General features: G+C 72.2%; 22 protein-coding genes. 12 read left to right on the top strand and 10 right to left on the bottom strand.

What is annotated here, in order from left to right:
- Window position 1 precedes the first annotated feature (1 nt).
- From ACWDN5_RS32085 to ACWDN5_RS32075, 3 genes are all read left to right on the top strand, one after another.
- Window positions 2-205, top strand: coding sequence for a DUF397 domain-containing protein (locus tag ACWDN5_RS32085; RefSeq protein ID WP_310976315.1), 204 nt, complete (start codon window positions 2-4; stop codon window positions 203-205).
- 153 nt (window positions 206-358) lie between these two features.
- Entirely contained in the window at window positions 359-559 is a 201-nt protein-coding gene (locus ACWDN5_RS32080; protein ID WP_310976314.1) for a hypothetical protein, read from the top strand.
- Between the two features lie 124 nt (window positions 560-683).
- The gene (locus ACWDN5_RS32075; protein ID WP_310976313.1) at window positions 684-3,707 is read left to right on the top strand and encodes a helix-turn-helix transcriptional regulator; all 3,024 of its coding nucleotides are present in this window, start codon (window positions 684-686) and stop codon (window positions 3,705-3,707) included.
- Window positions 3,708-3,869: 162 nt separating this feature from the next.
- Here the strand turns inward: ACWDN5_RS32075 and ACWDN5_RS32070 are convergent, their stop codons facing one another.
- From ACWDN5_RS32070 to ACWDN5_RS32060, 3 genes are all read right to left on the bottom strand, one after another.
- Window positions 3,870-5,480, bottom strand: coding sequence for a succinic semialdehyde dehydrogenase (locus ACWDN5_RS32070; RefSeq protein ID WP_310976312.1), 1,611 nt, complete (start codon window positions 5,478-5,480; stop codon window positions 3,870-3,872).
- Window positions 5,481-5,582: 102 nt separating this feature from the next.
- The gene (locus ACWDN5_RS32065; protein ID WP_449678896.1) at window positions 5,583-6,470 is read right to left on the bottom strand and encodes a hypothetical protein; all 888 of its coding nucleotides are present in this window, start codon (window positions 6,468-6,470) and stop codon (window positions 5,583-5,585) included.
- An 84-nt stretch (window positions 6,471-6,554) separates the two neighbouring features.
- Window positions 6,555-7,172, bottom strand: coding sequence for a TetR/AcrR family transcriptional regulator (locus ACWDN5_RS32060; protein ID WP_310976310.1), 618 nt, complete (start codon window positions 7,170-7,172; stop codon window positions 6,555-6,557).
- A 94-nt stretch (window positions 7,173-7,266) separates the two neighbouring features.
- Here ACWDN5_RS32060 and ACWDN5_RS32055 point away from each other — a divergent pair, with 94 nt between their 5' ends.
- Entirely contained in the window at window positions 7,267-8,418 is a 1,152-nt protein-coding gene (locus tag ACWDN5_RS32055) for an acyl-CoA dehydrogenase family protein (protein ID WP_310976309.1), read from the top strand.
- A 13-nt stretch (window positions 8,419-8,431) separates the two neighbouring features.
- Complete coding sequence (locus tag ACWDN5_RS32050; RefSeq protein ID WP_310976308.1) at window positions 8,432-9,568, top strand: CaiB/BaiF CoA transferase family protein; 1,137 nt, start codon at window positions 8,432-8,434, stop codon at window positions 9,566-9,568.
- Here ACWDN5_RS32050 and ACWDN5_RS32045 read toward each other — a convergent pair.
- From ACWDN5_RS32045 to ACWDN5_RS32030, 4 genes are all read right to left on the bottom strand, one after another.
- Window positions 9,565-10,095 carry a GNAT family N-acetyltransferase gene (locus ACWDN5_RS32045; RefSeq protein WP_310974775.1) on the bottom strand — a complete coding sequence of 177 codons (531 nt, stop codon included), beginning with the start codon at window positions 10,093-10,095 and terminating at the stop codon, window positions 9,565-9,567. The two genes, ACWDN5_RS32050 and ACWDN5_RS32045, sit on opposite strands and share 4 nt — an antisense overlap.
- A 297-nt stretch (window positions 10,096-10,392) precedes the next feature.
- A complete protein-coding gene (locus tag ACWDN5_RS32040) occupies window positions 10,393-11,274 on the bottom strand; it encodes an IS3 family transposase (protein WP_449678895.1) in 882 nt (293 codons plus the stop codon).
- The gene (locus ACWDN5_RS32035) at window positions 11,271-11,558 is read right to left on the bottom strand and encodes a transposase (protein ID WP_449678894.1); all 288 of its coding nucleotides are present in this window, start codon (window positions 11,556-11,558) and stop codon (window positions 11,271-11,273) included. Before ACWDN5_RS32035 ends, ACWDN5_RS32040 begins: the two co-directional genes overlap by 4 nt.
- A gap of 101 nt (window positions 11,559-11,659) precedes the next feature.
- Entirely contained in the window at window positions 11,660-12,433 is a 774-nt protein-coding gene (locus ACWDN5_RS32030; RefSeq protein ID WP_310974776.1) for a crotonase/enoyl-CoA hydratase family protein, read from the bottom strand.
- A 101-nt stretch (window positions 12,434-12,534) separates the two neighbouring features.
- On the opposite strand from ACWDN5_RS32030, the gene ACWDN5_RS32025 reads away from it, so the two are divergent.
- The 5 genes from ACWDN5_RS32025 (at window position 12,535) to ACWDN5_RS32005 (ending at window position 15,392) form a co-directional block, all read left to right on the top strand.
- Window positions 12,535-12,702, top strand: coding sequence for a hypothetical protein (locus ACWDN5_RS32025; protein ID WP_014466828.1), 168 nt, complete (start codon window positions 12,535-12,537; stop codon window positions 12,700-12,702).
- Window positions 12,703-13,061: 359 nt separating this feature from the next.
- Window positions 13,062-13,544 (top strand): hypothetical protein, encoded by a 483-nt coding sequence (locus ACWDN5_RS32020; protein ID WP_013224355.1) that lies wholly within the window; start codon window positions 13,062-13,064, stop codon window positions 13,542-13,544.
- Window positions 13,545-13,667: 123 nt separating this feature from the next.
- Window positions 13,668-14,582: a lytic transglycosylase domain-containing protein gene (locus tag ACWDN5_RS32015; RefSeq protein ID WP_310974777.1), complete on the top strand. Its 915-nt coding sequence runs from the start codon at window positions 13,668-13,670 to the stop codon at window positions 14,580-14,582.
- A 64-nt stretch (window positions 14,583-14,646) separates the two neighbouring features.
- Window positions 14,647-15,039 carry a hypothetical protein gene (locus ACWDN5_RS32010; protein WP_310974778.1) on the top strand — a complete coding sequence of 131 codons (393 nt, stop codon included), beginning with the start codon at window positions 14,647-14,649 and terminating at the stop codon, window positions 15,037-15,039.
- Window positions 15,040-15,050: 11 nt separating this feature from the next.
- Window positions 15,051-15,392, top strand: coding sequence for a DUF3817 domain-containing protein (locus tag ACWDN5_RS32005; RefSeq protein WP_086857625.1), 342 nt, complete (start codon window positions 15,051-15,053; stop codon window positions 15,390-15,392).
- Here the strand turns inward: ACWDN5_RS32005 and ACWDN5_RS32000 are convergent.
- Complete coding sequence (locus tag ACWDN5_RS32000) at window positions 15,370-16,794, bottom strand: MFS transporter (protein ID WP_449678893.1); 1,425 nt, start codon at window positions 16,792-16,794, stop codon at window positions 15,370-15,372. The genes ACWDN5_RS32005 and ACWDN5_RS32000 overlap by 23 nt on opposite strands.
- Window positions 16,795-16,928: 134 nt before the next feature.
- Between ACWDN5_RS32000 and ACWDN5_RS31995 the strand changes: the two genes are divergently transcribed.
- Window positions 16,929-17,492, top strand: coding sequence for a TetR/AcrR family transcriptional regulator (locus ACWDN5_RS31995; RefSeq protein WP_310974780.1), 564 nt, complete (start codon window positions 16,929-16,931; stop codon window positions 17,490-17,492).
- Between the two features lie 19 nt (window positions 17,493-17,511).
- Here ACWDN5_RS31995 and ACWDN5_RS31990 read toward each other — a convergent pair whose 3' ends face one another.
- On the bottom strand, window positions 17,512-19,104 hold the full coding sequence (locus ACWDN5_RS31990) for a solute symporter family protein (protein WP_310974781.1): 1,593 nt from the start codon (window positions 19,102-19,104) through the stop codon (window positions 17,512-17,514).
- Window positions 19,101-19,538: a DUF485 domain-containing protein gene (locus tag ACWDN5_RS31985; protein ID WP_310974782.1), complete on the bottom strand. Its 438-nt coding sequence runs from the start codon at window positions 19,536-19,538 to the stop codon at window positions 19,101-19,103. The genes ACWDN5_RS31990 and ACWDN5_RS31985 overlap by 4 nt, the downstream gene beginning before the upstream one ends.
- Before the next feature lie 1,009 nt (window positions 19,539-20,547).
- Between ACWDN5_RS31985 and ACWDN5_RS31980 the strand changes: the two genes are divergently transcribed.
- The coding region (locus ACWDN5_RS31980) for a nitrate- and nitrite sensing domain-containing protein (protein WP_449678892.1) at window positions 20,548-23,680 on the top strand (3,133 nt) is incomplete at its 3' end.

Raw genomic sequence — 23,680 nt, 5'->3', positions numbered from 1 at the left:
CATGGAAGCAGAACTCTCCGGGGCGCGGTGGCGCAAGAGCAGCCACAGCGGCGGCGGCAACGACTGCGTCGAGGTCGCGTTCGTCGAAGGCGGAGCCGCGGTGCGCGACTCGAAGGACCCCGAAGGGGGTGCGTTCCGCCTGCCCGCGTCGGGCTGGCGGGGGCTGCTGGCCGCGGTGCGGACCGGCGGCCCAGCACGCGACTGAGCCCTCTGGAAAAGACCCCTTACCCCCGCCGAGCTGGGCTCGGCCGGGAGTAAGGGGTCTTTTCGCACGCAGGCGTACGTGATCACCCGATGCCCGGGGCGGCACCTCAGGACGAATCTGAGTGCTACCAACCGCCAGGGACAGGGGAACACGATGCACAGCGATCTCATGCTCGACGCAGTCCGGGCCGAAGCGGCCTACCGGGCCGAGGAACTGCGGAAGGCCGGGCGCAGCGCCTGGGCCGCCCGCGCCCGCCGCGCCGTCCGCCACGTGCGGGCCGCGCGCACCGACGTCGACGTACCGAAGCAGGAGCGCCGGGAAGCCGCCCGGGCGACCGCCGAAACCGCCCGATAAGGGAGGCGGGATGGTGTCGATGGCGATAAGCGGTCGGAAACTGGCAGCTACACCTGGGGCTTCGCCCCAGGTCGGGGACTTCGTCACCCGAACCCCTGAAAAACTGTCGGTGGGGTGAGCAACAATGCTCCTCGTGCCCCGACTCGGCTCCGGAATCCCGCTCGTCGCCCGTACCCACGAGATGCGGCGGCTCCGCGCCGCCTTCGCCAGGGCCGAACGTGGCGAAGCCGGCGCGGTGCTGCTCTCGGGGGACGCCGGGGTCGGCAAGACCCGGCTGCTGACCGCGCTCGCCGAGCACGTCGCCGGCTGCAGTGGGCTCGTGCTCACCGGCCGCTGCATCGACGTCCGCGAGGGCGGTCTTCCTTATCTTCCGTTCGCCGAGGCGCTCGCCCCGCTGGGCAGCGCGACGGATCCGGCGGTCGCCGCGGCGGTGCGGGCCCGGCCCGCCCTCGGGCGGCTGCTGCCGCAGGGGCAGGGCCTCGAGGAGCCCCGGGCGGCCGAACACCCGCCGATGACCTCCAACGACCGGGAAACCATGGTGCGTCCCCGGCCGGAGCAGGATCTCGGTCAGCTGCAGTTGTTCGACGCGGTACTGGGGGTGCTGACCGAGATAGCGCAGGCGCGCCCGGTGGTGATCCTCCTCGAGGATCTCCACTGGGCCGACGCCTCGACCCACAACCTGCTGTCCTTCCTGCTCAGCCGCCTGCGGGCGCAGCGGCTGCTGGTCGTGGGCAGCTACCGCGAGGAGGACGTCCACCGGCGGCACCCGCTGCGCGGCCTCCTCTCCGAACTGGTCCGGCTCGCCACGGTCGAGCGCGTCGACCTGCAGCCGTTCGGCGCGGCCGACGCCCGCAGGTTCGTCGAGGCGCTGGCCGACGAGCCGCTGCCGCCGGACGTCGTGGCCGACATCGTCAGCCGCTCCGAGGGCAACCCGTTCTTCGCCGAGGAGCTGCTCGCCACCAAGACCGAGTGCAACGACCTGCCCGCCGGGCTGGCCGAGGTGCTGCTGTCCCGGCTCGAGCGGCTCTCCCCGGACGCCCGCCGGGTCGCGCGGGTGATCTCGGTGGCCAACGAGCCGGTCATGCACGGCGCGCTCGCCGAAGTCTCCGCGCTGGGTGAACTCGAACTCGACGAGGCGCTGCGCGAAGCCGTCCAGCACCACGTGCTGGTGGTGCTCTCGGACGGCTCGTACACCTTCCGGCACGCGTTGCTGCAGGAAGCGGTGTACGGCGACCTGCTGCCCGGGGAGCGGTCACGCACGCATGCGGCGTACGCGGCGCGGATCAAAGCGCGTCCTCAGGGGCGTGGCCACGACGCGAAGCTGGCCTACCACTCGATGCAGAGCAGCGATCTGGCCACCGCGTTGCCGGCGTTGCTGCGCGCGATGGACGAAGCCGAGAAACTCGGCGCGCCCGGGTCGGCGCTGCAGCACGTAGAACAGGCGCTGTCCATCTGGGACGCCGTCACGCCGGCGGACCGGCCCGAAGGGGTCGACGAGCTGAAGCTGCTGTACGAAGCGTCGTACTTCGCGGGGACGTCCGGTGAGCCCGAGCGGGCCGCCGCGTTCGCCCGCTCCGCCACCCAGGCGCTGACCGGCGAGATCCCGAACGACCGGGCCGCGAAGGTGTGGCGGCGGCTGGCGGACGCGCTGCTGGCGCTGGAAGGCACCCTGGACGAGGCGGTCGCCGCCATCGACCGGGCCTGGGACCTGGTCAAGGACACCGAGCCCAGCTCCGCGCGCGCCTGGGTGCTGGCCAGCCGGGCCGGCTTCCTCCGGATCCTCGACCAGCCCGAAGCGGCGCTGGACAGCGCGCTCACCGCGGTCGCCGACGGGCAGGCCGTGGGCGCGACCGGCGCCGAGGCGTCGGCGCTGGTCACCCTGGGCACGCTGGCCGACTCGCGCGGCGATGCCGCCGAGGCCCGGGAGCGGCTGCGCCAGGCCCAGCGCAAGGCGCGTGAGGTCGGCGCGTACAACACCGAAATCCGCGCGACCTACTTCCTGGCGCTGAGCCACGACGACCAGGGCGACTTCGCCGCGGCGCTGGAGCACGCCTCACACGGCGTCGCGCGGGCCGAGGAAGCCGGGCTGAGCTGGAGCGTCTACGGGCTCGAGCTGCGGGCACGGCAGCTGATGCTGCGCTACCTGATGGGCGACTGGCCGGACGAGAGCGCCGGCCGCGCCGGGCGCGGGGTGTCCAACGCGGTCGCCGCGCGGATCCTGGCCATCTGGTCGCTGTTCGTCGTCGCCCGCGGCCGGTTCGGCGAGGCCGAGAAGCTGCTGTCCGGGCTGCGGCAGCACTGGACGGCGGACATGCAGATCCCGCTGTCGGCCGGGGGCGCCGGCATCGAGCTGGCGTACTGGCGCGGCGACCACGCCGGGGCCGTGCGCCAGGCCGAAGACCTGATCGGCTGGCTGGAGCGGATCGAACCCGGCCTGCTGGCCGGCATCCGGGTGGGCGCGCTCGGCGTGTCCGCCGCGGCCGCGCTGGCCGCCGACGCCCGCCTCCACGGCGACCAGGCCGCGGCCGAAGCCGCGGTGGCGGCCGGCGAGCGTTTCCTGGCGCACGGCCGGATGTGCTCGGTCGTCGGCCAGCCGCGCTCGGGGGCGCTCGGGCCGGAGGGCCGCGCCTGGCTGGCCCGCCTGGAGGCGGCGGCGACCTGCCTGTCCGGTCGCGGCGACGCGGACCAGTGGGCGGCCGCGGCGGAGGCGTTCGGCTACGGCGCCGTCTACGAGCAGGCGGTCTGCCGCTGGCACGAGGCGGAAGCCCGGCTGGCGGCGGACGAGGGCGCGGGCGCGTCCCTCGAAGCAGCCCACGCGGTGGCGGTCCGGCTCGGCGCGATCCCGCTGCGCGACGCGGTCCGCGACCTGGCCCACCGCGCCCGCATCGAGCTGGACGGCGTCGAACCGGCACCCCCGGCCCGCACGGTCACCGACCCCCTGACCGACCGCGAGCGCGACGTCCTGGAGCGCGTCGCCCTCGGCCGCACGAACCGCCAGGTCGGCGAAGAGCTCTACATCAGCGAAAAAACGGTGAGCGTCCACCTTTCCCGCGTGATGGCCAAGCTCGGCGCCAGCCGCCGCGCGGAAGCCGTCGCCATCGCCTACGACCGAGGCCTCCTCACCGCCCCCACCGCCGAACACGCGTGACCAGAGGGTCGACACGCGTGATCGGAAGGTCGACACGCGTGATGGAAAGGTCGACACGCGTGATCGAAGGGTCGACACGGCCGGCCCCGCGGGTTTCGCCGTGTCGACCCTCCAATCACGAGTGATGACCCTTCAATCACGCGTGCTGACCCTTAAATCACGTCAGCGGGGGAGGCGGCGGAGGGCTTTGAGGCCGAACGTCATGCCTCGGGACCACAGCGAGCCCGGGACAGCGCGCGGCGGGCGCAGGGCCAAGCCGCGCTGGAGCGCGATCGACTGGGACTCCGTGTACTTCAGCAGGCCTTCGGCGCCGTTGCGGCGGCCGACGCCGGAGTCCTTCATCCCGCCCATCGGGACGCCGACGCTGCCGAACGTCGCCGCGTAGCCCTCGTTCACGTTGACCGTCCCGGCCTTCAGCCGCGCCGCGACCTCCCAGCCCGCGCGGCCGTTGCGCGACCAGACGCTGGCGTTGAGCCCGAACGGCGTGTCGTTGGCCCGCTCGATCGCGTCCGTGACGTCGGTGTAGCCGTAGATCGACACCACCGGCCCGAACGTCTCCTCCGCGAACGGCAGCATGTCCGGCGTGACGTCCGAAAGCACCGTCGGCTCGTAGAACAGCGGGCCGAGGTCGGGCCGCGCGCGGCCGCCGGTGAGCACCGACGCGCCCTTCGCGCGGGCGTCCTCGACGTGCGCCGACACCGCCGCGAGCTGGTCTTCCGACGTCAGCGAGCCCATCTGGGCGTGGTAGTCCAGCGCGCCGCCGAGCCGCACCGCCGCGGTCCGGGCGACGAACGCGCGGGTGAACTCGTCGCGGATGTCCTCGTGGACGTAGATCCGCTCGACCGACACGCACAGCTGCCCGGCCGAGGAGAAGCACGCCGTCACCGCGCCCGTCGCGGCCTTCGCGACGTCGGCGTCGGGCAGCACGACCATCGGGTTCTTGCCGCCGAGCTCCAGCGAGTACGACGTCAGCCGCTTCGCCACCTGCCCGGCCAGCTCCTTGCCGGTCGGCGTGGACCCGGTGAAGCAGAGGTAGTCCGACTCCTCGACCAGCGCGGTGCCGATCTTCGAGCCCCGGCCGAGGACGATCTGCCAGGTCCCGGCGGGCAGCCCGGCCTCCTCGGCGAGCTCGTGCAGCCACAGCGCCGAAAGCGCGGTCTGGTTGTCCGGCTTCTGCACGACGGCGTTGCCCGCGGCCAGCGCCGGCAGGACGTCCATCGCGGTCAGGGCCAGGGGGTAGTTCCACGGCGAGATGATCCCGACGACGCCCTTGGGGTGCCGGACCTCGCCCGCGCGGGTCAGGCCGGGAATGACGCCGGCGACGCGCCGGGGCGCGAGGATCTTCGCCGCGTGCTTCCCGTAGTAGGCCGCCACCAGCGCGGTCGCGCTGACCTCGTCGAACGCGTCGAGCCGCGCCTTGCCGGCTTCGACCTGGACCAGGTCGAGCGCCTCGTCCTGCCGCGCGAGGACCAGGTCGTGCAGCCGGGTGAGGACGCGGGCGCGCTCGGCGGGGGAGCGGTCCGCCCACGGCCGCTGGGCCGCCCGGGCACTGTCGAACACCGCGCGGACGTCGGCGTCGGTGGCCTGCGGCAGGGTGGCGATCGGCAGCCCGGTGAAAGGCGCCCGCATCCGGATCGGCGCCGAGTCCGCGCCGCCCCGGACGCGGGCGACGAGCTGGGCCGCCCGCACCGAGCTCGGCGCTCCGGCGACGCCGCCGATCGTCGGCGGCAGCGAGGTGTCTTCGACCGCGTTCGCGGGGGTCGTGCTGGTCATGACGTCTCCGTTCCGCGGAGTCCGCGCGACGTCGCGCGGAGGTTACCGACGAGTACACCATACCGTCGGTACGTCAGGTGTCCAGCGTGATGTGAATAAAATTCACGTATTGGGCGGGTTCAGCGGCGGCAGCTGGTAGTTCGGCTCGGTCGGTTCCTGCCGGTCCGGGTGCGGCTGGGCCTGGGTGACGCCGCCGTAGGGATCGTCGGGCTGCTGCGAGGGAGACGCCGGGGTGCCGTACGAGGGCGGTGGCTGCGGACCGGTCTGCGGCGGGGCCTGCGCGGGGAACGGCTGCGACGGCGGATATCCCTGGTACGGCTGCGCGAACTGCTGCGGCGGCACCGGGTACGGCCTCGACGGCTGCTGGTACGGCCCCGGCGGCGGCCCGGCCGGGGCCGCGGCGGGTGCCTGCCGCCCGGCCAGTGCCGCGGACACCAGCGCCAGCAGGGCGACGATCCCGCCGCCGATCAGCAGCCAGAACCCGATCCCGGTCAGGTAGTGGGACTTGACCGTCCCTTCGTCGGACTCGTAGCTCAACGTCGCCGAGACGTCCATGCCGAGCATCCACACCGCCGCGGTCACCCCGGCGGCGCCCGCCACCAGGGCCGTCCGGGCGGCCGAGCGCACGCCGGGCTTCGCGGAGCGGCGCGCGCCGGCCAACGCCAGCCCGGCCCCGGCCAGCAGCACGACCGAGGCGGCGGTCAGCGGGATGCCGTACCGGGCGACGTGCGTCTGCTCGTAGAACTTCTTCGCTTCCTCGCCGGGTTCGACGGCGAACGAGCGCGACCAGGCGCTGATCGTCTGGCTGCTCTCGGTCTTGCCGTCCACCACCTGCTCGAACGACGTCTGCGGCAGGAACGACCCGGTGATCACCAGCGCCGCGGCGAGGATGCCGAGGATCGCGGCGAACAGCCGGAAGACGGCACCCGGATCGGCCGGCGGCTGTGCGGACGGCGGTCCGTAGGGGTACGGGTACGGGGCGGCGGTCATCGGAACTCCCCTCGTTCGGAGGGGATTGGACCACGAAATCGCCTGCGGGATAAGGGGCAAAGCGCCCTGGTGGTGCCGCGCTGGTCAGCTCGGCGCAGCGGTGGCGTCCTGGTAGAGCAGGACGGCGATGCGCTTCCACTCGTCCAGCAGCTGCCGGCGCCGGTTCGGGTCGCCGCCGAGCTCGGCGTCCAGCGCCAGCCCGCGGGTGAGGTTCACGGTGAGCCAGAACAGCATTTCCGCGCGTTCCGGCGGGAGTTCGCCGGCGACCTGCGTGACGTGCTCGAGCGTGGCGCGGCCGAGCGCGCGGTCGACCGGGCGGATGGCCGCGCGCAGCTCGGGATCGGTGCGGGCGGCGACCCAGAGCTCGGTGACGGCGGTCGAGAGCGTGCCGGAGTAGCCGGCCCACAGCAGGTCGATGGCCGCGGCGACCCCGCTGCCGCCGCCGGGCAGCTCGTCCAGCGACGCCGCGAGCTGGCGGCGCAGCTTCGTCGTCAGGTGCTCGACCGCGGCCGCCATCAGCTCGGCCTTCGCGGTGAAGTGGTGCTGCACCGCGCCCTTCGACACGCCCGCGCGGGCGCAGATCTCCTGCACCGACGTGCGCGCGTAGCCGACCTCGACCAGGCAGTCGATGGTCGCGTCGAGCAGCGCGGTGCGGGTCTGCTCGCGCCGCTGCGCCTGGGTCCGGTGCGTCGTCTCGGTCACCGCGGCCTCCCACCTTTACCTACGGGCCGGTACGGATGTACATTCCGATCAGAACTTACATGCTGATCGGAATGTTTTCCAGCAGGAGGGTCCCGTGCCACTGCAACTGCCGAAGAGCTCGTGGAGCACGACCGAGCTCGATGACCTCCGCGAACTCGCGCGGTCCTTCCTGCAGAAGGAAGCCGTCCCGCACCAGGAGCGCTGGGCGGCGGAGAAGAAGGTCGACCGCGAGCTGTGGACGAAGGCGGGCGAGGTCGGCCTGCTCTGCCTGTCCATCCCCGAGGAGTACGGCGGAGGCGGCGGCACCTTCGCGCACGAAGCCGTCCTCTACGAAGAGCAGGCGCGGGCCGGGGACAGCGCGTGGGGCGTCACCGTCCACAATGGAATCGTCGCGCACTACCTGCTCGCCTACGCCTCGGAAGAGAAGAAGCGCGAGTGGCTGCCGAAGCTGGCCAGCGGCGAGATGGTCGGCGCGATCGCGATGACCGAGCCCGGCACCGGCTCCGACCTGCAGGGCATCAAGACGCGCGCGGTCCGCGACGGCGACCACTACGTCATCAACGGCGCCAAGACCTTCATCACCAACGGCCTGCACGCCGGCCTCGTGGTCGTCGCGGTGAAGACCGACCCGGACGCGGGCGCGCAGGGCGTCTCGCTGATCGTGGTCGAGACGGACACGCCGGGCTTCCGCCGCGGCCGCGTCCTCGACAAGGTGGGGCTCAAGGGCCAGGACACCGCCGAGCTGTTCTTCGACGACGTCCGCGTGCCGGCCGCCAACCTCCTCGGCGACGCCGAGGGCCAGGGTTTCTTCCAGCTGATGCTGCAGCTGCCGCAGGAGCGGCTGATCATCGCCGTCACCGCGGTGGCCGGGCTGGAGGCGGCGGTCGACCTCACGCTCGAGTACACCAAGGAGCGCACGGCGTTCGGCCGGCCGATCTTCTCCTTCCAGAACACCAAGTTCACCCTCGCCGAGGCGGCGACCGAGGCCGCGGTGGCACGCGCGTTCCTCGACCAGTGCATCGAACGCCACCTGCGCGGTGAACTGGACGTCCAGGGCGCGGCGATGGCGAAGCTGTGGACCACCGAGCGCGTCAACAAGGTGATCGACGACTGCGTGCAGCTCTTCGGCGGCTACGGCTACATGACCGAGTACCCGATCGCGCGTGCCTGGGCCGACGTCCGCATCTCCCGGATCTTCGGTGGCACCAGCGAAATCATGAAGGAAATCATCTCCCGCTCGCTCTGAAAGGGTCCCGCTCATGAAGGCAGGTCCGCTCGGCGGCCTGAAGGTGGTGGAGCTCGCGGGTCTCGCGCCCGGGCCCTTCGCCACGATGATCCTCGCCGACCTCGGCGCCGACGTCGTCCGCGTCGACCGCGCGCAGCCGGGGGAGGACGTGCTCGGCATCCAGACCGACCCGCTCGCCCGCGGCCGCCGGTCGGTCGGCATCAACACCAAGACGCCCGAAGGCGTCGAGCTGGTGCTGAAGCTGTGCGACACGGCCGACGTCCTCATCGAGGGCTTCCGCCCCGGTGTCGCCGAACGGATCGGGCTCGGCCCCGACGTCGTGCACGCCCGGAACCCGCGGCTGGTCTACGGCCGGATGACCGGCTGGGGCCAGGACGGGCCGCTGGCCACGGCGGCCGGGCACGACATCAACTACATCGGCATCGCCGGTGCGCTGGAGCCGATCGGGCGCGCGGGCGAGCGGCCGGTGCCGCCGCTCAACCTCGTCGGCGACTTCGGCGGCGGCGGGCTGCTGCTCGCGATGGGCGTCCTGGCCGCGCTGTACGAGCGGAACACGTCCGGCCGCGGCCAGGTCGTCGACGCGTCGATGGTCGACGGTGCGGCGCTGCTCACCACCAGCCTGCACGGCATCAAGGCGGCCGGGCTCTGGTCGGAGGAGCGTGGCGAGAACATGCTCGACGGCGGCGCGCCGTTCTACGACACGTACGAGACCGCGGACGGCAAGTACGTCGCCGTCGGCGCGATCGAGATGCGGTTCTGGGGCGAGCTGGTCAAGGTCCTGGAGCTGGACCCGGCGGAGCTGCCGCTGCACATCGACAAGACGCAGTGGCCGCGGCTGCGCGAGATCGTGGCGGGCGCGATCGCCAAGCACACGCGCGACGAGCTCGTGGCGCGCGCGTCCGGCACCGACGCGTGCCTGACACCGGTGCTGTCGCCGTCGGAAGCGGCGTCGCACCCGCACAACGCGGCGCGCGGCACGTTCGTCGAGATCGGCGGCATGGTCCAGCCGGCGCCGGCGCCGCGGTTCGACCGGACCCCGCCGTCGACGCCGGAAGCCCCGCGCGCCAAGGGATCCGACACCGAAGCCGTGCTCGCCGAACTGGGCGTCACCGACCTCGACGCCCTGCGCGCGGCGGGGGTGATCGCCTAGCTCTTCGCCAGGTCGGAGCGTACGACCGCGTAGACGACGTGGTCGCGCCACTCGCCGTCCCGGAAGCCGTAGCCGCGAAGCACGCCTTCGCGGGTGAAGCCGGCTTTCTCGAGCGAGCGCTGTTCGGCGCGGTTGCCGGTCTCGGTCGTCGCTTCGACCCGGTTGAGCTGGGTGTGCGCGAAGAGGTAGTCGACGAGCAGGCGCTGGGCCTCGGTGCCGTAGCCGTGGCCGCGTGCCTCCGGCGCCAGGACGAGACCCATGTTCCAGCAGTAGGACGTCGGCCCGGTGCGGGTCCGGTGCCAGGAGACGAGCCCGAGGACGCGGCCGCCGAGCGTCGGCACGAGCATCCCGGTCTCGGCGGTGAGCATCCCGGTCTCCAGCCACCGGCGGCGCAGGTAGCCGGGATCGTGCCAGCCGAACCACTGGTGCTCCCCGGCGGCGACGGGATCGTTGGTCAGCTGTTCCAGCAGCCCGAGGTCGCTTTCGGCCACCGGCCGCAGCTCGACCCCGGCCCCGTCGTCATCCATCCGGAGACCTTATCGGCCGCTTGACCGGAACCGGCACGGCTTCGCGCAAGATAGCTCGCTAGAGGCACCACCCGTGACCGAGAGGTCAACACCCGTGATCCAAGGGTCGACACGCGTGATCCAAGGGTCGACACGCGTGATTCGGGAGTCGACACGCGTGATTCGGGAGTCGACACGCGTGATCCGGAGGTCGACACGGCGAAACCCGCGGGCCCGGCCGTGTCGACCCTTCAATCACGCGTGTCGACCCTCGAATCACGCGTGTGGAGTTGCCCCGGTGAGGCGGACACGGGGTTTTCAGGCAGCCGGGGCCTGACGATAGTTGGTTCGGGTTTCGGCTGGGGTGTTGTGGCCGTTGGTGGAGTGCAGCCGGTGGTGGTTGTAGTAGCGCAGCCAGGTGAACACGTCCTGGCGGGCCTGGGCGCGGGTCCGCCAGATCGACGTGCCGATCTCGGTCTTGAGCGTGGCGAAGAAGGCTTCGGCGACGGCGTTGTCGTAGCAGGACCCGACGCGCCCCACCGACGGGCGGATCCGGTGTTCGGCAAGGGCGGCGCGGAACTGGCCGGAGGTGTATTGGACGCCGCGGTCGGAATGAAATACCGCGTCGGGCTGGATGAGGCCGCGGGCGGTGGCGAGGTCGATCGCGTCGCAGACGAGGTCGGTGCGCATGTGGTCGGCCATGGCGTGGCCGATGATTTCGCGGGTGTGCAGGTCGATGACGGTGGCCAGGTAGAGCCAGCCTTCGAAGGTGGGCAGGCAGGTGATGTCCCCGACCATGCGTTGCCCGGGGGCGGTGGCGGTGAAGTCGCGGCGGATCAGATCACCGACCGGGGTGACCGGGCCGGCCGCGGGCCGGGTCAACGCTCGGCGTTTGCGGCGGGTGATCCCGGCCAGCCCATGTTCGCGCATCAGCCGCTCGACCCGCTTGTGGTTCACCACGATCCCGCGGCGGTGCAGCTGGGCGGTGATCCGGGGGACGCCGTAGGCACCCCGGTGTTCGGCGTGGATTTCGGTGATCAGCCGGACCAGCTCACCCTCGGCTTCCGCCCGTGCTGCCCGGGCCGTCTCGGCGGCGACCCATTCGTGGAAGCCCTGCCGGCGCAAGCCCAGGACCTGGCACAACCGCTTCACACCGAACGCGGTGCGGTGTTCGGAGATGAACCGGTAGCGGTAGATCATCGATCCATCTCGCGCGCAAAATAGGCGGCCGCTTTCCGCAGGATCTCCTTCTCTTTCTGCAGCTCAGCGACCTGCTTGCGCAACCGCGTCACCTCATCGGTCACCGCCGGGTCCTCCACCGGTCCGGCTTCGCTGGCCTGCTTGGCGGTGTTCACCCACGAGCGCAGGGTCTCGTGGTTGACCCCCAGCTCCCGGGCGATCTGCCGTAATGGCCGGTCACTCGAGTTGACCAGCTCGATCGCGTCGCGACGGAACTGCTCCGGGTACTTCGACCTGCGGGACATCGGGACATCCTCCCTCCAGACCACTGTCTGGAATCAAGGTGTCCGGCCCCAGGGGGCAACTCCATGAGTTGACTCCTCAATCACGCGAGTCGACCCTTTGGTCACGTGAAGGTGCCGTGGCGGCCTTCGCCGCCGGCGAAGCGGGCGGCGCCCTCGACTGCCTCCGTCGCCAGGATGCCCGGGCCCATGGCCGCGGCGAACTCCGCTGTCAGCGCGTCCTGTTCGGACTCGCCCCACTGGGCCAGTGCCGAACGGCGGTCGCCGCGCAGGCAGGCCTGGGGGAACGCCGCGAGCTGCCGGGCCAGCTCCTGCGCCGCGGAAACGGCCTCGCCCGCGGGGACCAGCCGGTTGGCCAGGCCGATCTCGAAGGCTTCCGAAGCGTCGACCGGCCGGCCCGTCAGGATCAGGTCCATCGCGCGGGACTGGCCGATCAGGCGCGGCAGCCGGACCGTCCCGCCGTCGATCAGCGGGACGCCCCAGCGGCGGCAGAACACGCCGAACACCGCCGTCGCGTCCGCGACCCGCAGGTCGCACCACAGCGCCAGCTCGAGCCCGCCCGCGACGGCCGGCCCGTGCACCGCCGCGATGACCGGCTTGCCGAGGGTCATCCGGGTCGGTCCCATCGGGCCGTCCCCGTCCGGGTGAGTGCGGTTCATCCGGTCGGTGCCGATCGCCTTGAGATCGGCCCCCGCGCAGAACGCGCCGCCGGCTCCGGTCAGCACCGCGACGGCCGCGTCCGGGTCGGCGTCGAACGCGCGGAAGGCGTCGGCCAGCTCCGCCGCCGTGGGCCCGTCGACGGCGTTGCGCGCCGCCGGGCGGTCGATGGTGATCGTCGTCACCGGCCCGTCCCGCCGCACCAGCACATTCGGGGACATGGCCGCTCCTGGGGTGATCGAGGTGTCTTCCACGCACGCCTTCCCTACAGTATTGGGGTGGCCACTCCCAGGACGGGGACGGCGAGCCGGGGAGGAAGCGCATGTCGGGCGGCGTCAAGAAGATCCTCATCGTGGGCGTGGTCGCGCTCGTGCTCTTCCTCCTGATCACCCAGCCCACCCAGTCCGCCGACTTCGTGCACCGCGTGCTCGGCTGGCTCAAGGACGGCGCCGAAGCGATCGTCACGTTCTTCCGGGCCCTCTTCTCCTGACCTGCTACTCCCCGGTACCGGCGCCGCCAGGGCGGTACCGGTGATTACCGTGCGTGTTAACGGACGGTAAATCACCCAGTGTCACCAATCTCGGATTTCGGACTCGAACACTCGACCATCCGGGTGGATTGCGGCCGAAAACGCGCAGGTCGTCGAATTCGTACCACCCGGGGTCTGGCGAAGACGACCACCCCGGCCCTACGGTGCTCACATTGCGTGATCGGGTGGTTCGCCATCCCCCCGGAGAACCCCGGTACGCAGGCAGTTTCCACTCAGCAAGGTGCAGGTTGGTGCGTGCGGCACCACCGCGTGGGACAGGTGTCAGGGCCTGTCCGTCGGGGACCTACAAGGAGGCAGGGATGACCGGAGATCCCGGAGTGGACGCGTTGATCCGGCAGTGGGCCGCCGAGCGCGAGAGGACTCCCGAGGAGCAGGAGGTCGACCGCATCGCTTCCGCGTGGCTGGCCGACGCACCCGCGCAGGCCCCGGGCATCCCCGGCCAGCGCGCCCGGACCGGGCAGTCGCGGTTCGTCCCGGTGGAGTCGGCCGACCCCGGCTACCTCGCCGCGATGCGCAGCCGGCTGCCGGAGGTGCCCGAAGAACTCCTCACCGCCGCCGCGGGCTGGTGGCAGATGGTCGGCGGCGTCGCCGAGGCCGAGGAGTGGTGGGACGCCGGCATCAGCCCGCTCGACCAGCGGGCCCTCGACTACCGGGCGGCCGGTCTCGCGCCGTCCGACCTGAGCCGCCGGCTCGGGCCGATGACCGTCTTGCAGCACCTGCGCCGCGGCAGCGCCCCGGCCTGGTGCGTCGCGCGCCTCGCGCGGCAGCAGAAATCCGCCTGACGAGACGGTTTCCACTCGGCCGGGTGACCCGGCGTGGTGAGACGATGGCGACGGCCCGCGTAACGCTAACCTGCGCGGGCTCGTTGACAGTTCGTCGACATCACGCTGGAGGACCGGAGTTTCGTGCGCACCAGGACCGGAAAGACCGAGGACGACCCGATCGGCGCCGACGCCGAGGAAGCCGTTCCCGCCCCACCGGCCCCGCGCTCTCCGGGCGTGGCCGTGCTCACCCGGCTGCTCGTGGTCCTCGCCGTGCTGGCCGTGGCCGGCGGCGGGATCTGGCTGGTGACCCGCGCCTCGACGCCCGAGGCGAGCCCGACCACCACCGAAATCCCCGCGTTGCAGGTCAAGGCGGCCGACGTCCGTCCGGGCTCGGTCGCCCCGGCCGGTGGTGCGGTGGCGGGCGGTGCCGAGCAGCAGACGTCGCCCCAGCAGGCCCACCCACGCGAGTCGGGCCCGGCCACGCTTTCCCAGTGGGCCGCCCAGGTCGCGGCGGCCACCGGTGTCCCGGCGCGCGCCCTGCAGGCGTACGGCAACGCCGAGCTGGCGATGCGCGCGGACCAGCCGGGCTGCAAGATCTCGTGGGCCACGCTCGCGGGCATCGGCCGCATCGAGTCCAACCACGGCCAGTACGCGGGCGCGGTCCTCGGCGCGGACGGCCGCCCGTCCAAGCCGATCATCGGCGTCCCGCTCGACGGCTCGGCGGGGGTCCAGGCCATCGGCGACACGGACGGCGGCCGCTACGACGGCGACGCCGGGGTCGACCGGGCGGTGGGCCCGATGCAGTTCATCCCGGGAACGTGGCGCAAGTGGGCCTCGGACGGCAACGGTGACGGCCTCGGCGACCCCCAGCAGATCGACGACGCCGCCCTGGCCGCGGCGCGGTACCTGTGCGCGGGCGGCCGGGACATGGCCGCTCCGAGCGGGTGGTGGGCGGGGATCCTGTCGTACAACAATTCGACGGAGTACGCGCAGAAGGTGTTCGGCCTGGCCGATGGGTACGCGAAGGCTGCCCAGGCGGCGCGCAAGCAGGGCTGAGAGCCCGGCCACCTCGTCCGCGACCGCGCGACGTCTCTCAGCGGGCCAGTGCTAGCGTCGAAGCGTGCCAGCCTCCGAGACCGCCTCCCCCTGGGGACGCCGGATCGCGATCGTCGCGGCCTGCCTGGTGAGCCTGCTCGTCTGCTGTGGGCTCGCCTGGTGGCAGTGGGACCGCTTCACGTCGGCCAACGGCACCTTCCAGAACCTCGGCTACGTCCTGCAGTGGCCGCTGTTCGGGCTCTTCCCCGCCTTCATGTTCTGGCGGATCCGCCGGCTCCGGCTGAAGGCCGAAGCCGACGGCACCGCGGACGAGACGCCGAAGGCCGCGGTGAAACCCGAGGTGCCCGCTCCGCGTCCCCGTCCGGACACCCAGGTCACGGACGAGGACGAGGAACTGGCTGCGTACAACCGTTACCTTCGCGAGCTGCACGCTCGCGACGAGCAGACCGCAGAGTGAGGACGACCCCGATGACCACCAGCACCGAAGGCGCCCGGACCGCCGTGCCGCTCGCCGGCCCCCTGGTCCGGTTCCGCACCGCCGCCTACGTCACCGGTGTGGGCCTGCTCGGCCTCTGCTTCGTCATGGTGCTGCGCTACGGCTTCGACAACCCGACGCCGTCCGCGGTCTACTCGCCGATCCACGGCGTCCTCTACATGATCTACCTGGTGCTCACCATCGACCTGGCGATCAAGGCCCGCTGGTCGATCAAGGGCACCGTGCTCGTGCTGCTGGCCGGCTGCGTCCCGTTCGTCTCGTTCCTCGTCGAGCGCCGGGTGACGCACAAGGTCAAGGCCGGGCAGAAGCTGTAACCCGGCGGAACGTCAGCGCCACCAGCACCGAGCCGGCCGCGACCAGGGCGGCCGTCGCGAACGCCGCCGTCATGCCGTCGACCGTGAGCTGAGCTCCGGTCGTGCCCGCCGAGCGGGTGACCGAGCCGAACACCGTGATCAGGATGCCCAGCCCGAGCGTGCTGCCGACCTGCTGCATCGTCTGCAGCACGCCGCCCGCGGCGCCCGCGTCCTCGGCCGGCACGGTGGCCATCACGATCACGTTCAGCGGCGCGAACGCCAGCCCGACGCCGAGCCCCACCAGCAGCAGCGGGCCCAGCAACGCCGGGAAGTACGCGCTCCCGGTGGTGAGCAGCGCGAGCCAGCCGACGCCGGCGACGATCAGCAGCGACCCGGTGATCGTCAGCGGCTTCGGCCCGTAGCGGGGGAGCAGCCGCGGCACGAGCCGGCTCATCGTGAAGATCAGCGCCGCCATCGGCAGGAACGCGAACCCGGTGGCCAGCGCGGCGTAGTGCCGGATGTCCTGCATGAACTGCGTCAGGAAGAAGAACATCGACATCATCGCCATCGGGCCGAGGAAGAAGTTCACGTAGGCCGCGCTGCGGTTGCGGTCGGCGAACAGCCGCAGCGGGACCAGCGGTGTGGCGGTGCGGGCTTCGATGGCGACGAACCCGGCGAGCAGGACCAGGCCGCCGGCGAGCGAGCCGAGCGTCACCGCGTTGCCCCAGCCGTCGGACGCGGCGTGGGTGAAGGCGAACACCAGCGCGCCGACGCCGAGGGTGCCGGTGACCGCGCCGGGCAGGTCCAGGTGGGCGCGGCGGCGTTCGGGCTCGGCCACGAACCGCGGAGCGAGCAGGGCGATCGCCAGCCCGAACGGGACGTTGATGAACAGCGCCGCGCGCCACGAGATCCACTCCGTCAGCAGGCCGCCGACGATCAGGCCGATCGCGAAGCCGCCGCTCGACATCGCCGAGAACAGCGCCAGCGCGCGGACGCGGGCCTTGGCTTCGGTGAACGTCGTCGTGATCAACGCCAGGGTGCTCGGACCCGCCATGGCGGCGCCGACGCCCTGCAACGCGCGGGCGGCGATGAGCAGCGCGGCCGAGTCGGCGAGGCCGCCGGCCAGCGAGGCCACCGTGAACACGGCGGTGCCCGCGACGAACATCCGCCGCCGTCCGAACAGGTCGCCGGCCCGGCCGCCGAGCAGCAGCAGGCCGCCGAAGACCAGGCTGTAGGCCGTCATCACCCAGGACAGGCCGGTGGGGGTGAAGCCGAGGTCGGCCTGGATGCGCGGGAGCGCGACGTTGATCACCGTCGCATCGAGGACGAGCATGAGCTGGCAGGTCAGGATGATCGCGAGGACCAGCCCGCGGTGCCGGGGCGGCGCCGGCGTGGGCGCGCGGTCGAGCGTTTGGTGCGACAAGGAATACTCCCCCAAGGAGTAAGAGAAGAAGCGGAGAGTTTCTCCACTTGGTGTGATCCGATAATATGGAGAGTGTCTCCGGATGCGCAAGTGAATTCGGAGAATCTCTCCGGTTGAGTGGCGAGGAGGCCGGGATGCCCGAGGCGGGTGAGCGTCCGATGCGGGCGGACGCGCGACGCAACTACGAGCGCATCGTCGCGACGGCCAAGGACCTCTTCACCACCCACGGCGCCGACGTGCCGCTGGACGACGTCGCCAAGAAGGCCGGCGTCGGCGCGGGCACCCTCTACCGGCACTTCCCGACCCGGGAGAAGCTGTTCGAAGCGGTCTACCGCGAGGAGATCACGGTGCTCGCCGACCGCGCGTTCGTCCTGCACGACGAACTGCCGCCGTGGGAGGCCCTGGAGGCGTGGCTGCTCGCCCAGGTGACCTGGGTCGTCGAGCGGCACAAGCTGGCGACGATCCTCAAGGAGTCCATCGACTCCGGCTCGGAGACCTTCCAGTACTGCCAGAAGCGGCTTCGCGAAGCGACCGGAGTGCTCGTCGAAGCCGCGCAGGAGGCCGGGCTGGTGCGCCCGGACGTCGTCGGCGCGGACGTGCTGCGGCTCGGCCACGGCGCCGGGATGGCGGTGCGCAACTGCAGCCCGGAGGACGGCAAGCGCGTGCTGAACGTGATCCTGGACGGCCTGCGCGCCTGACGCAGGCCGTCCCGGGGGATCAGCTGCCGATGCCGGTCATCGACCGGACTTCCATCTCCGCCTGCTTCTCCGCGTCCGCCTTCGGCCGGCCCACCAGCGTCCCGACGAAGCCGCAGAGGAACGAGAACGGGATGGACACCAGGCCCGGGTTCTTCAGCGGGAACCAGGCGAAGTCGATGCTCTTGAAGATCGAGTCCGGGGCACCCGAGACGACCGGCGAGAACAGCACCAGCAGCAGGCACGCGATCAGGCCGCCGTACATGCCCCACAGCGTGCCGGCGGTGTTGAACCTCTTCCAGAACAACGAATACAGCAGCGTCGACAGGTTGGCCGACGCCGCCACCGCGAACGCCAGCGCCACCAGGAACGCGACGTTCTGCCCGTTCGCCAGCACCCCGCCGACGATGGCCAGCGCGCCGACCGCGATCGCGGTCATCCGGGCCACCCGGACCTCGTCGGCCGGTTCGGCCTTGCCCCGCTTGAAGATGTTCGCGTAGACGTCGTGGGCGAACGACGCCGACGCGGTGATCGTCAGCCCGGCCACCACCGCCAGGATCGTCGCGAACGCCACCGCGGCGATCACGCCCAGCAGCAGCGTCCCGCCGATGTGCAGCGCAAGCAGCGGCGCCGCCGAGTTCTCCCCGCCCGGGGCGCTCTTGATCTCGTCCGAGCCGACCAGTGCGGCCGCGCCGAAGCCGATCACCAGCGTGCAGACGTAGAAGATGAGCATGCACACCGTCGCCCAGACGACCGAGCGGCGCGCCTCCAGGGAGTTCGGCACGGTGTAGAAGCGCATCAGGAGGTGGGGGAGCGAAGACAGGCCGAGCACCAGGGCCAGCGCGAGCGACACGAAGTCGAGCTTGGTGGTGTCGTCCTTGCCGTAGGACCCGCCCGGTTCGAGCAGGTGCTCGCCCAGCGGGCTCTTCTCGGTCGCCGCGGACAGCAGGTTCGAGAAGCTGAAGCCGTACTTGCCGAACAGGAACACCGCCATCAGCACCACGGCGAGCATCAGCACGCCGGCCTTGATGATCTGCACCCAGGTGGTGCCCTTCATACCGCCGACCAGCACGTAGACGACCATGACCAGGCCGACCACGCCGATCACCAGCGCCTGCCCGAGCCGGGTGTGGATGTCGAGCAGCAGGGCGACCAGGCCGCCGGCGCCCGCCATCTGCGCCAGCATGTAGAACAGCGAGATCACCAGCGTCGACGTCGCCGCCGCGGCCCGGACCGGGCGCTGGTTCATCCGGAAGCTGATGACGTCGCCCATCGTGAACCGGCCGGTGTTGCGCAGCAGTTCGGCGATCAGCAGCAGGTCGACCAGCCAGGCGACCAGGAAGCCGATGGAGTAGAGGAAGCCGTCGTAGCCGTGGACGGCGATCGCGCCCGCGATGCCGAGGAACGACGCCGCCGAGAGGAAGTCGCCGGAGAGCGCGATGCCGTTCTGGCGGCCGGTGAAGGCGCTGCCCGCGGCGTAGTAGTCCGACGTCGAGGAGTTCCGGCTGCCGGCCCGGTAGACGACGTACAGCGTGATCGCCACGAAGAGGGCGAACACCACCGTGTTGACGACAGGGTCGCTGGCGGTCAGGCCGCCCGCCGCGAGCGCGGTCATCGGCGCTTCCCTTCCGCCAGGCCCGCGTGGGCCCGGAGTTCGGCGACTCGCGGGTCGAGCCGTCGGCGCGCGTAGCGCAGGTAGAGCCAGGTGATCAGCGCGGTGCTGACGAACTGGCCGAGGCCGAGCAGGATGGCCACGTTGACCTGGCCGAAGACCTTGCGGCTCATGAAGTCGTGCGCGTACGCGGCCAGCAGTACGTACGTCATGTACCAGGCGAAGAAGGCGAAGCTCAGCGGGAAGACGAACCAGCGGAACCGGCGGCGCAGCGAGACGAACTCCGGGCTGGCCTGGATCGCGGTGTAGTCGGGGCCCGAGGGGGCGGCGGACCGGCGGGGCAGGCCCCCGGCGGGGTCGGGCCCGGCGGGCAGGACCGGGATCCGGCTCGTCTCCTCGAGGGCGTTGCCCGGCGTGGGCCGCGCTACGTCGTACATGGGTGCCTCCGGCAGGTGCCTCCGTGGCGGCGGGCCCCGGGCGCCTGCGAGCAGGGCGCCGGGCCGCCCTTGCGGACTGCGAGGGCACATCGTAACTACGCCATCCGGCGGTAGGTGAAGGCGCCCGGACCGTCCGGTCGGTCCGGACGGCGGTATTCGGTTTCCCGTCGATCGCGTCGAATGGGTGACCGGCGAGAACGCACTGCGGAGAACGCCCGTAATGCCGAAAAGAATTGTGACGCGACGTTGTCGAGAGCCAAGCGGACTGCGGCAAACGGGGGAATGGCGCTGGTCGTCTCGCTGGGCCGATCACCGAAAGTAGCCAGATCGCGGGCTTGATCCTGCTCGCGGGTGTTTCGGAGCAGTGGAGGGGCGGCGAAGATCCACTGGTCAGCGTAGGGTTTCGAAAGAAATCACCAGGTCGAGGCCGGGGAACGCGCAACGCCACAACATCGGGCACATCTTGAGACTTGACCCACCCGTTGGTGGTACGCAGTGTAGATCGACCGAGGGATGCTGCTACCCTGTCTGGGCTAATCGGGTGACGGCCGGATGCGAGGGGCCCGCAGTCCGGTAACCGGAATTCCCTCTTCGGGGATCGGGGGAGCGGAATGTCCACGCCGGTGGTCGGTCGCGAAAGCACTTTTCGCAGGTCAGCGCCCGAGTGGGGAACACAATTGACCGGCAGGACTCCGGGGGTACGATTCTTTGGCCCAGCTGACCGCAGCGATCGATTGGCACCGATAAAGTTGATCTCGATCCCCGTGCACAACGCAACTTGCGACATGCACGTGCATAGTCCCGGGCACGGGACGCTGCGGTGCCTGCCCGGCGACGGGCGCGCGGACAGCGGGGCGGCCGGGGACGAGCGAGGGCGCCGGGGAAGCGGCAGGGTGGGGACGGCACAGCCGTCCGGGAACCCGTCGCGATCCGGGACGCCGCGCCGCCGACGCGGATCCATGACGCCGGACAGGGAGTCACTCACGTGACCGTTGCAGGAGAAGGTCAGGTGCCCGTCGGGGAACTGCTCGGCCGAGCGCCCCGGCGGTCCAAGGGGAAGGCCGTGTGGCGCGCGCTGGTGCAGTGGCGCGACTGGAGCCTGCCCGTCAAGCTTTCGGCCGTCACGGTCGTGCCCATCGTCCTCGCGCTCGTCCTGGGCGTCGCGACGATCGCCGCGCAGGTCGGCCGCTCGGACGAGTACCAGCGGCTCGACCGGCTCGTCGCGCTCGGCGGCGGGGTGCGCAGCCTGACCGCCGCCCTCCAGCAGGAGCGCACGGTCACCGCGGCGATGCTGACCGAGGGCACCGTCGGCGGCACCCCCGAGCTGGCCGCCGCGCGCAAGGCGACCGACGCCGCGACCGGCCCGTTCACCGCGGAGCAGGCCCGCGCGTCCGAAGCCGAGCCCGGTGTCTCCGGGGCCGCGGGCACCGCTTCCGCCCAGGTCGGCAACCTCGCCTTCCTGCGCCGCCAGGTCGACGCCGGCCAGCTCGACCCCGGCCAGGCCATCACGGCGTACTCCGCGCTCACCGGGTCGTTGATCAGCCTCGACACCGCGGCCACCGCGGGCGCCGGCGACGGCACCCTCGGCGGCCTGCCCGCCGGGCTGCACGAACTGCTGGTCGCCGGCGAGCAGGTGTCGCTCAGCCAGGCCCTCGTCTCCTACGGCATCGGCCGGGCCGGGCTGACGCCGAGCGAGCTGGCCACCCTGCGCGCCGCCGAGCTGCGGCTCGCCGACCGGCTCGTCGACTTCCGCTCCGCGGCGGGCGACACGCTGCAGCGCGACTTCGCGGCGATCGCCGAGGGCACCCAGGCGCAGAACCGGGCCCGCATGGTCGAAACCGTGCTGAACGCGCAGAGCGGCCAGGTCGACGACGCGTTCCGCGCGCTGCCGGCCGCGGACTGGACCACCGCCTCCGCGGCGATGCGCACGCAGATCGGCTCGATCTCCGACCGGCTCGGCGCGTCGGCGTCGCAGACCGCGGCGGACCTGGTCGACCAGGCCAGCAGCGGCGCCGGGCTGCTCGCGGTGCTGCTGTTCGCCGCGATGGTGCTGGCCGTCGCGGTCGTCTTCCTCATCACCCGGCAGCTGCTGCGCTCGCTGAAGGTGCTGCGCCGCAGCGCCCTCGACGTCGCCGAGACCGCCCTGCCGGAAGCGGTCCGCAACATCCAGGAGGGCCGCGCGCAGGGCACCGACGTCCGGCCGGTCCCGGTGCACACCGACGACGAGGTCGGCGAGGTGGCTCGGGCGTTCGACAAGGTGCACCACCAGGCGCTGCGGCTGGCGACCGAGCAGGCCGCGATGCGCACCGGCTACGGCAGCGTGTTCGTCAACCTGTCGCGGCGCAGCCAGAGCCTGGTGCAGCGGCAGCTGCAGCTGATCGAGCAGCTCGAGCGGGACGAGGAGGACGCCGACCAGCTGGCGACGCTGTTCCAGCTCGACCACCTCGCCACCCGGATGCGGCGCAACAACGAGAACCTGATGGTGCTGTCCGGCGCCGAGCCGGGCCGCCGGTCCGGGAAGCCGGTCGGCACCACCGACATGCTGCGCGCGGCGGTGTCGGAGATCGAGCAGTACCAGCGCGTCCAGGTGCAGCCGCCGCCCCCGGCCCGGATCGTCGGCTACGCGGCGAGCGACCTGATGCGCCTGGTCGCCGAGCTGCTGGACAACGCCGCGGCGTTCTCCGCGCCGGAGACCACGGTCACCGTGGCGTCGCGGCTGGGCGAGGACGGCTCGCTCCACATCGACATCCTGGACAAGGGCATCGGGATGAACGAGTGCGAGGTCATCGAGGCCAACACCCGGCTGACCGAGGCCGGCTCGGTCGACCTGGTGACGTCGAGGCGGATGGGCCTGTTCGTCGTCGGCAGGCTGGCGAGCCGCCACCGGATCGGGGTGTCGTTGCACGGCGGCAAGGACATCGTCGGCGTCCGCGCCACCGTCGTGGTCCCGGCGGAGCTGGTGATGCCGGTGACCGACGGCCCGGTGACCGGCCCGATCGGCGCCCTGCAGCAGCACCCGGCGAGCCCGGCGGCGGGCAACCAGCTGCCGCGCCGCCCGGTCAACGGCGCGAACCGCCCGCGGCCGGTGGTGCCGCAGCAGCCGGCGATGGGCGAGGAGCGGTGGCCGTCGGCGAGCGACCTCGCCGGGCTGTCCGGCGGGCGGCCGCCGTCGGACCTGGAGATCTCCGGGACGGCCCTGTTCGCCCCGATCGAGAAGGACGGCGACGTCCCGCCGCAGCGCCCGGCCCTCCCGCCGGTGCCCGCGGTGCTGCCGCTGCCGCAGCAGCCGCCCCGGAGCGACGACCTGCCGGCGGGCAAGGACCTGTTCACGGCCAACGAGACGACGCTCAGCGACTGGTGGCAGGAGGCGACGGCGGGCTCGGAGCCGCCCCCGCCGGCCCCGGCCCCGGACCGGTCCGAGACGACGCCGATCTTCGACGAGATGCTGTCGGCGTGGTTCCGCGAGGACAAGCCGGCCGGTTCGGAGGAAGAACCGGCGGCCGCGGCGCAGGAGGTCCCGCCGGAGGAGCGCCGCAGCTGGGACTTCGCGAGCGACGAGAACTTCCGCACGGTCCAGGAGCGCACGAAGGCCGAGCCGACGGCGTTCACGGACGCGGGCCTCCCGCGCCGCCGCCGCGGCGAGCAGCTGCTCCCGGGAAGCGCCACGCCACCGTCCCCGGCGGCGACCCCGAAGCCGGCCCCCCGCCCGGACCTCCCGGTCCGCGACCCGGCCGACGTCCGCGGCCGATTGAGCAGCTTCCAGCAGGGCGTGACCCGCGGGCGCCGCCAGGCCGCGGCCCAGCGCCCCCGCGCCGGCCAGCGCGGCCCGGTGCAGCAGCAGCCGGCGGAGGGCTCGCCGGTGCAGGGCCTCGGCACGGCCCAGGACGCGGCCGAGGGTGTCCAGCAGCCCGCGGCGCCTGGCGGACAGCCGTCGCCCTCGGCCGAGCAGGGTGCGGGGTCGGTGCACCAGGCGACCGGGCAGGCCCAGCAGGCGGCCGGTTCGGCGGCGCAGGACACGCCGGAGACGGCCGGGCAGCAGGCGGCGGGCTCGGCGGCCGCGCAAGGTTCGGCGCTGGCGGCCGGGCTGGGCGCGGGGTCGGCGCAGCAGGTAACCGGTCCGGCGGCCGCGCAGGGGTCGGCGC

It is taken from the genome of Amycolatopsis sp. NPDC003731 (genome assembly GCF_053586895.1).
The sequence above is the reverse complement of the archived record's forward strand: the minus strand, read 5'-3'. Positions and strand labels throughout refer to the sequence as shown.

Bases quoted from the DNA above. Each gene is read 5' to 3' on its own strand.
- ACWDN5_RS31985 (WP_310974782.1), bottom strand. From the start codon at position 19,538: ATGTACGACGTAGCGCGGCCCACGCCGGGCAACGCCCTCGAGGAGACG.
- ACWDN5_RS32045 (WP_310974775.1), bottom strand. From the start codon at position 10,095: ATGGATGACGACGGGGCCGGGGTCGAGCTGCGGCCGGTGGCCGAAAGC.
- ACWDN5_RS32030 (WP_310974776.1), bottom strand. From the start codon at position 12,433: ATGTCCCCGAATGTGCTGGTGCGGCGGGACGGGCCGGTGACGACGATC.
- ACWDN5_RS32065 (WP_449678896.1), bottom strand. From the start codon at position 6,470: ATGACCGCCGCCCCGTACCCGTACCCCTACGGACCGCCGTCCGCACAG.
- ACWDN5_RS31995 (WP_310974780.1), top strand. From the start codon at position 16,929: ATGCCCGAGGCGGGTGAGCGTCCGATGCGGGCGGACGCGCGACGCAAC.
- ACWDN5_RS31990 (WP_310974781.1), bottom strand. From the start codon at position 19,104: ATGACCGCGCTCGCGGCGGGCGGCCTGACCGCCAGCGACCCTGTCGTC.
- ACWDN5_RS32035 (WP_449678894.1), bottom strand. From the start codon at position 11,558: ATGTCCCGCAGGTCGAAGTACCCGGAGCAGTTCCGTCGCGACGCGATC.
- ACWDN5_RS32070 (WP_310976312.1), bottom strand. From the start codon at position 5,480: ATGACCAGCACGACCCCCGCGAACGCGGTCGAAGACACCTCGCTGCCG.
- ACWDN5_RS32075 (WP_310976313.1), top strand. From the start codon at position 684: ATGCTCCTCGTGCCCCGACTCGGCTCCGGAATCCCGCTCGTCGCCCGT.
- ACWDN5_RS32040 (WP_449678895.1), bottom strand. From the start codon at position 11,274: ATGATCTACCGCTACCGGTTCATCTCCGAACACCGCACCGCGTTCGGT.
- ACWDN5_RS32025 (WP_014466828.1), top strand. From the start codon at position 12,535: ATGTCGGGCGGCGTCAAGAAGATCCTCATCGTGGGCGTGGTCGCGCTC.
- ACWDN5_RS32080 (WP_310976314.1), top strand. From the start codon at position 359: ATGCACAGCGATCTCATGCTCGACGCAGTCCGGGCCGAAGCGGCCTAC.
- ACWDN5_RS32085 (WP_310976315.1), top strand. From the start codon at position 2: ATGGAAGCAGAACTCTCCGGGGCGCGGTGGCGCAAGAGCAGCCACAGC.
- ACWDN5_RS32050 (WP_310976308.1), top strand. From the start codon at position 8,432: ATGAAGGCAGGTCCGCTCGGCGGCCTGAAGGTGGTGGAGCTCGCGGGT.
- ACWDN5_RS32005 (WP_086857625.1), top strand. From the start codon at position 15,051: ATGACCACCAGCACCGAAGGCGCCCGGACCGCCGTGCCGCTCGCCGGC.
- ACWDN5_RS32020 (WP_013224355.1), top strand. From the start codon at position 13,062: ATGACCGGAGATCCCGGAGTGGACGCGTTGATCCGGCAGTGGGCCGCC.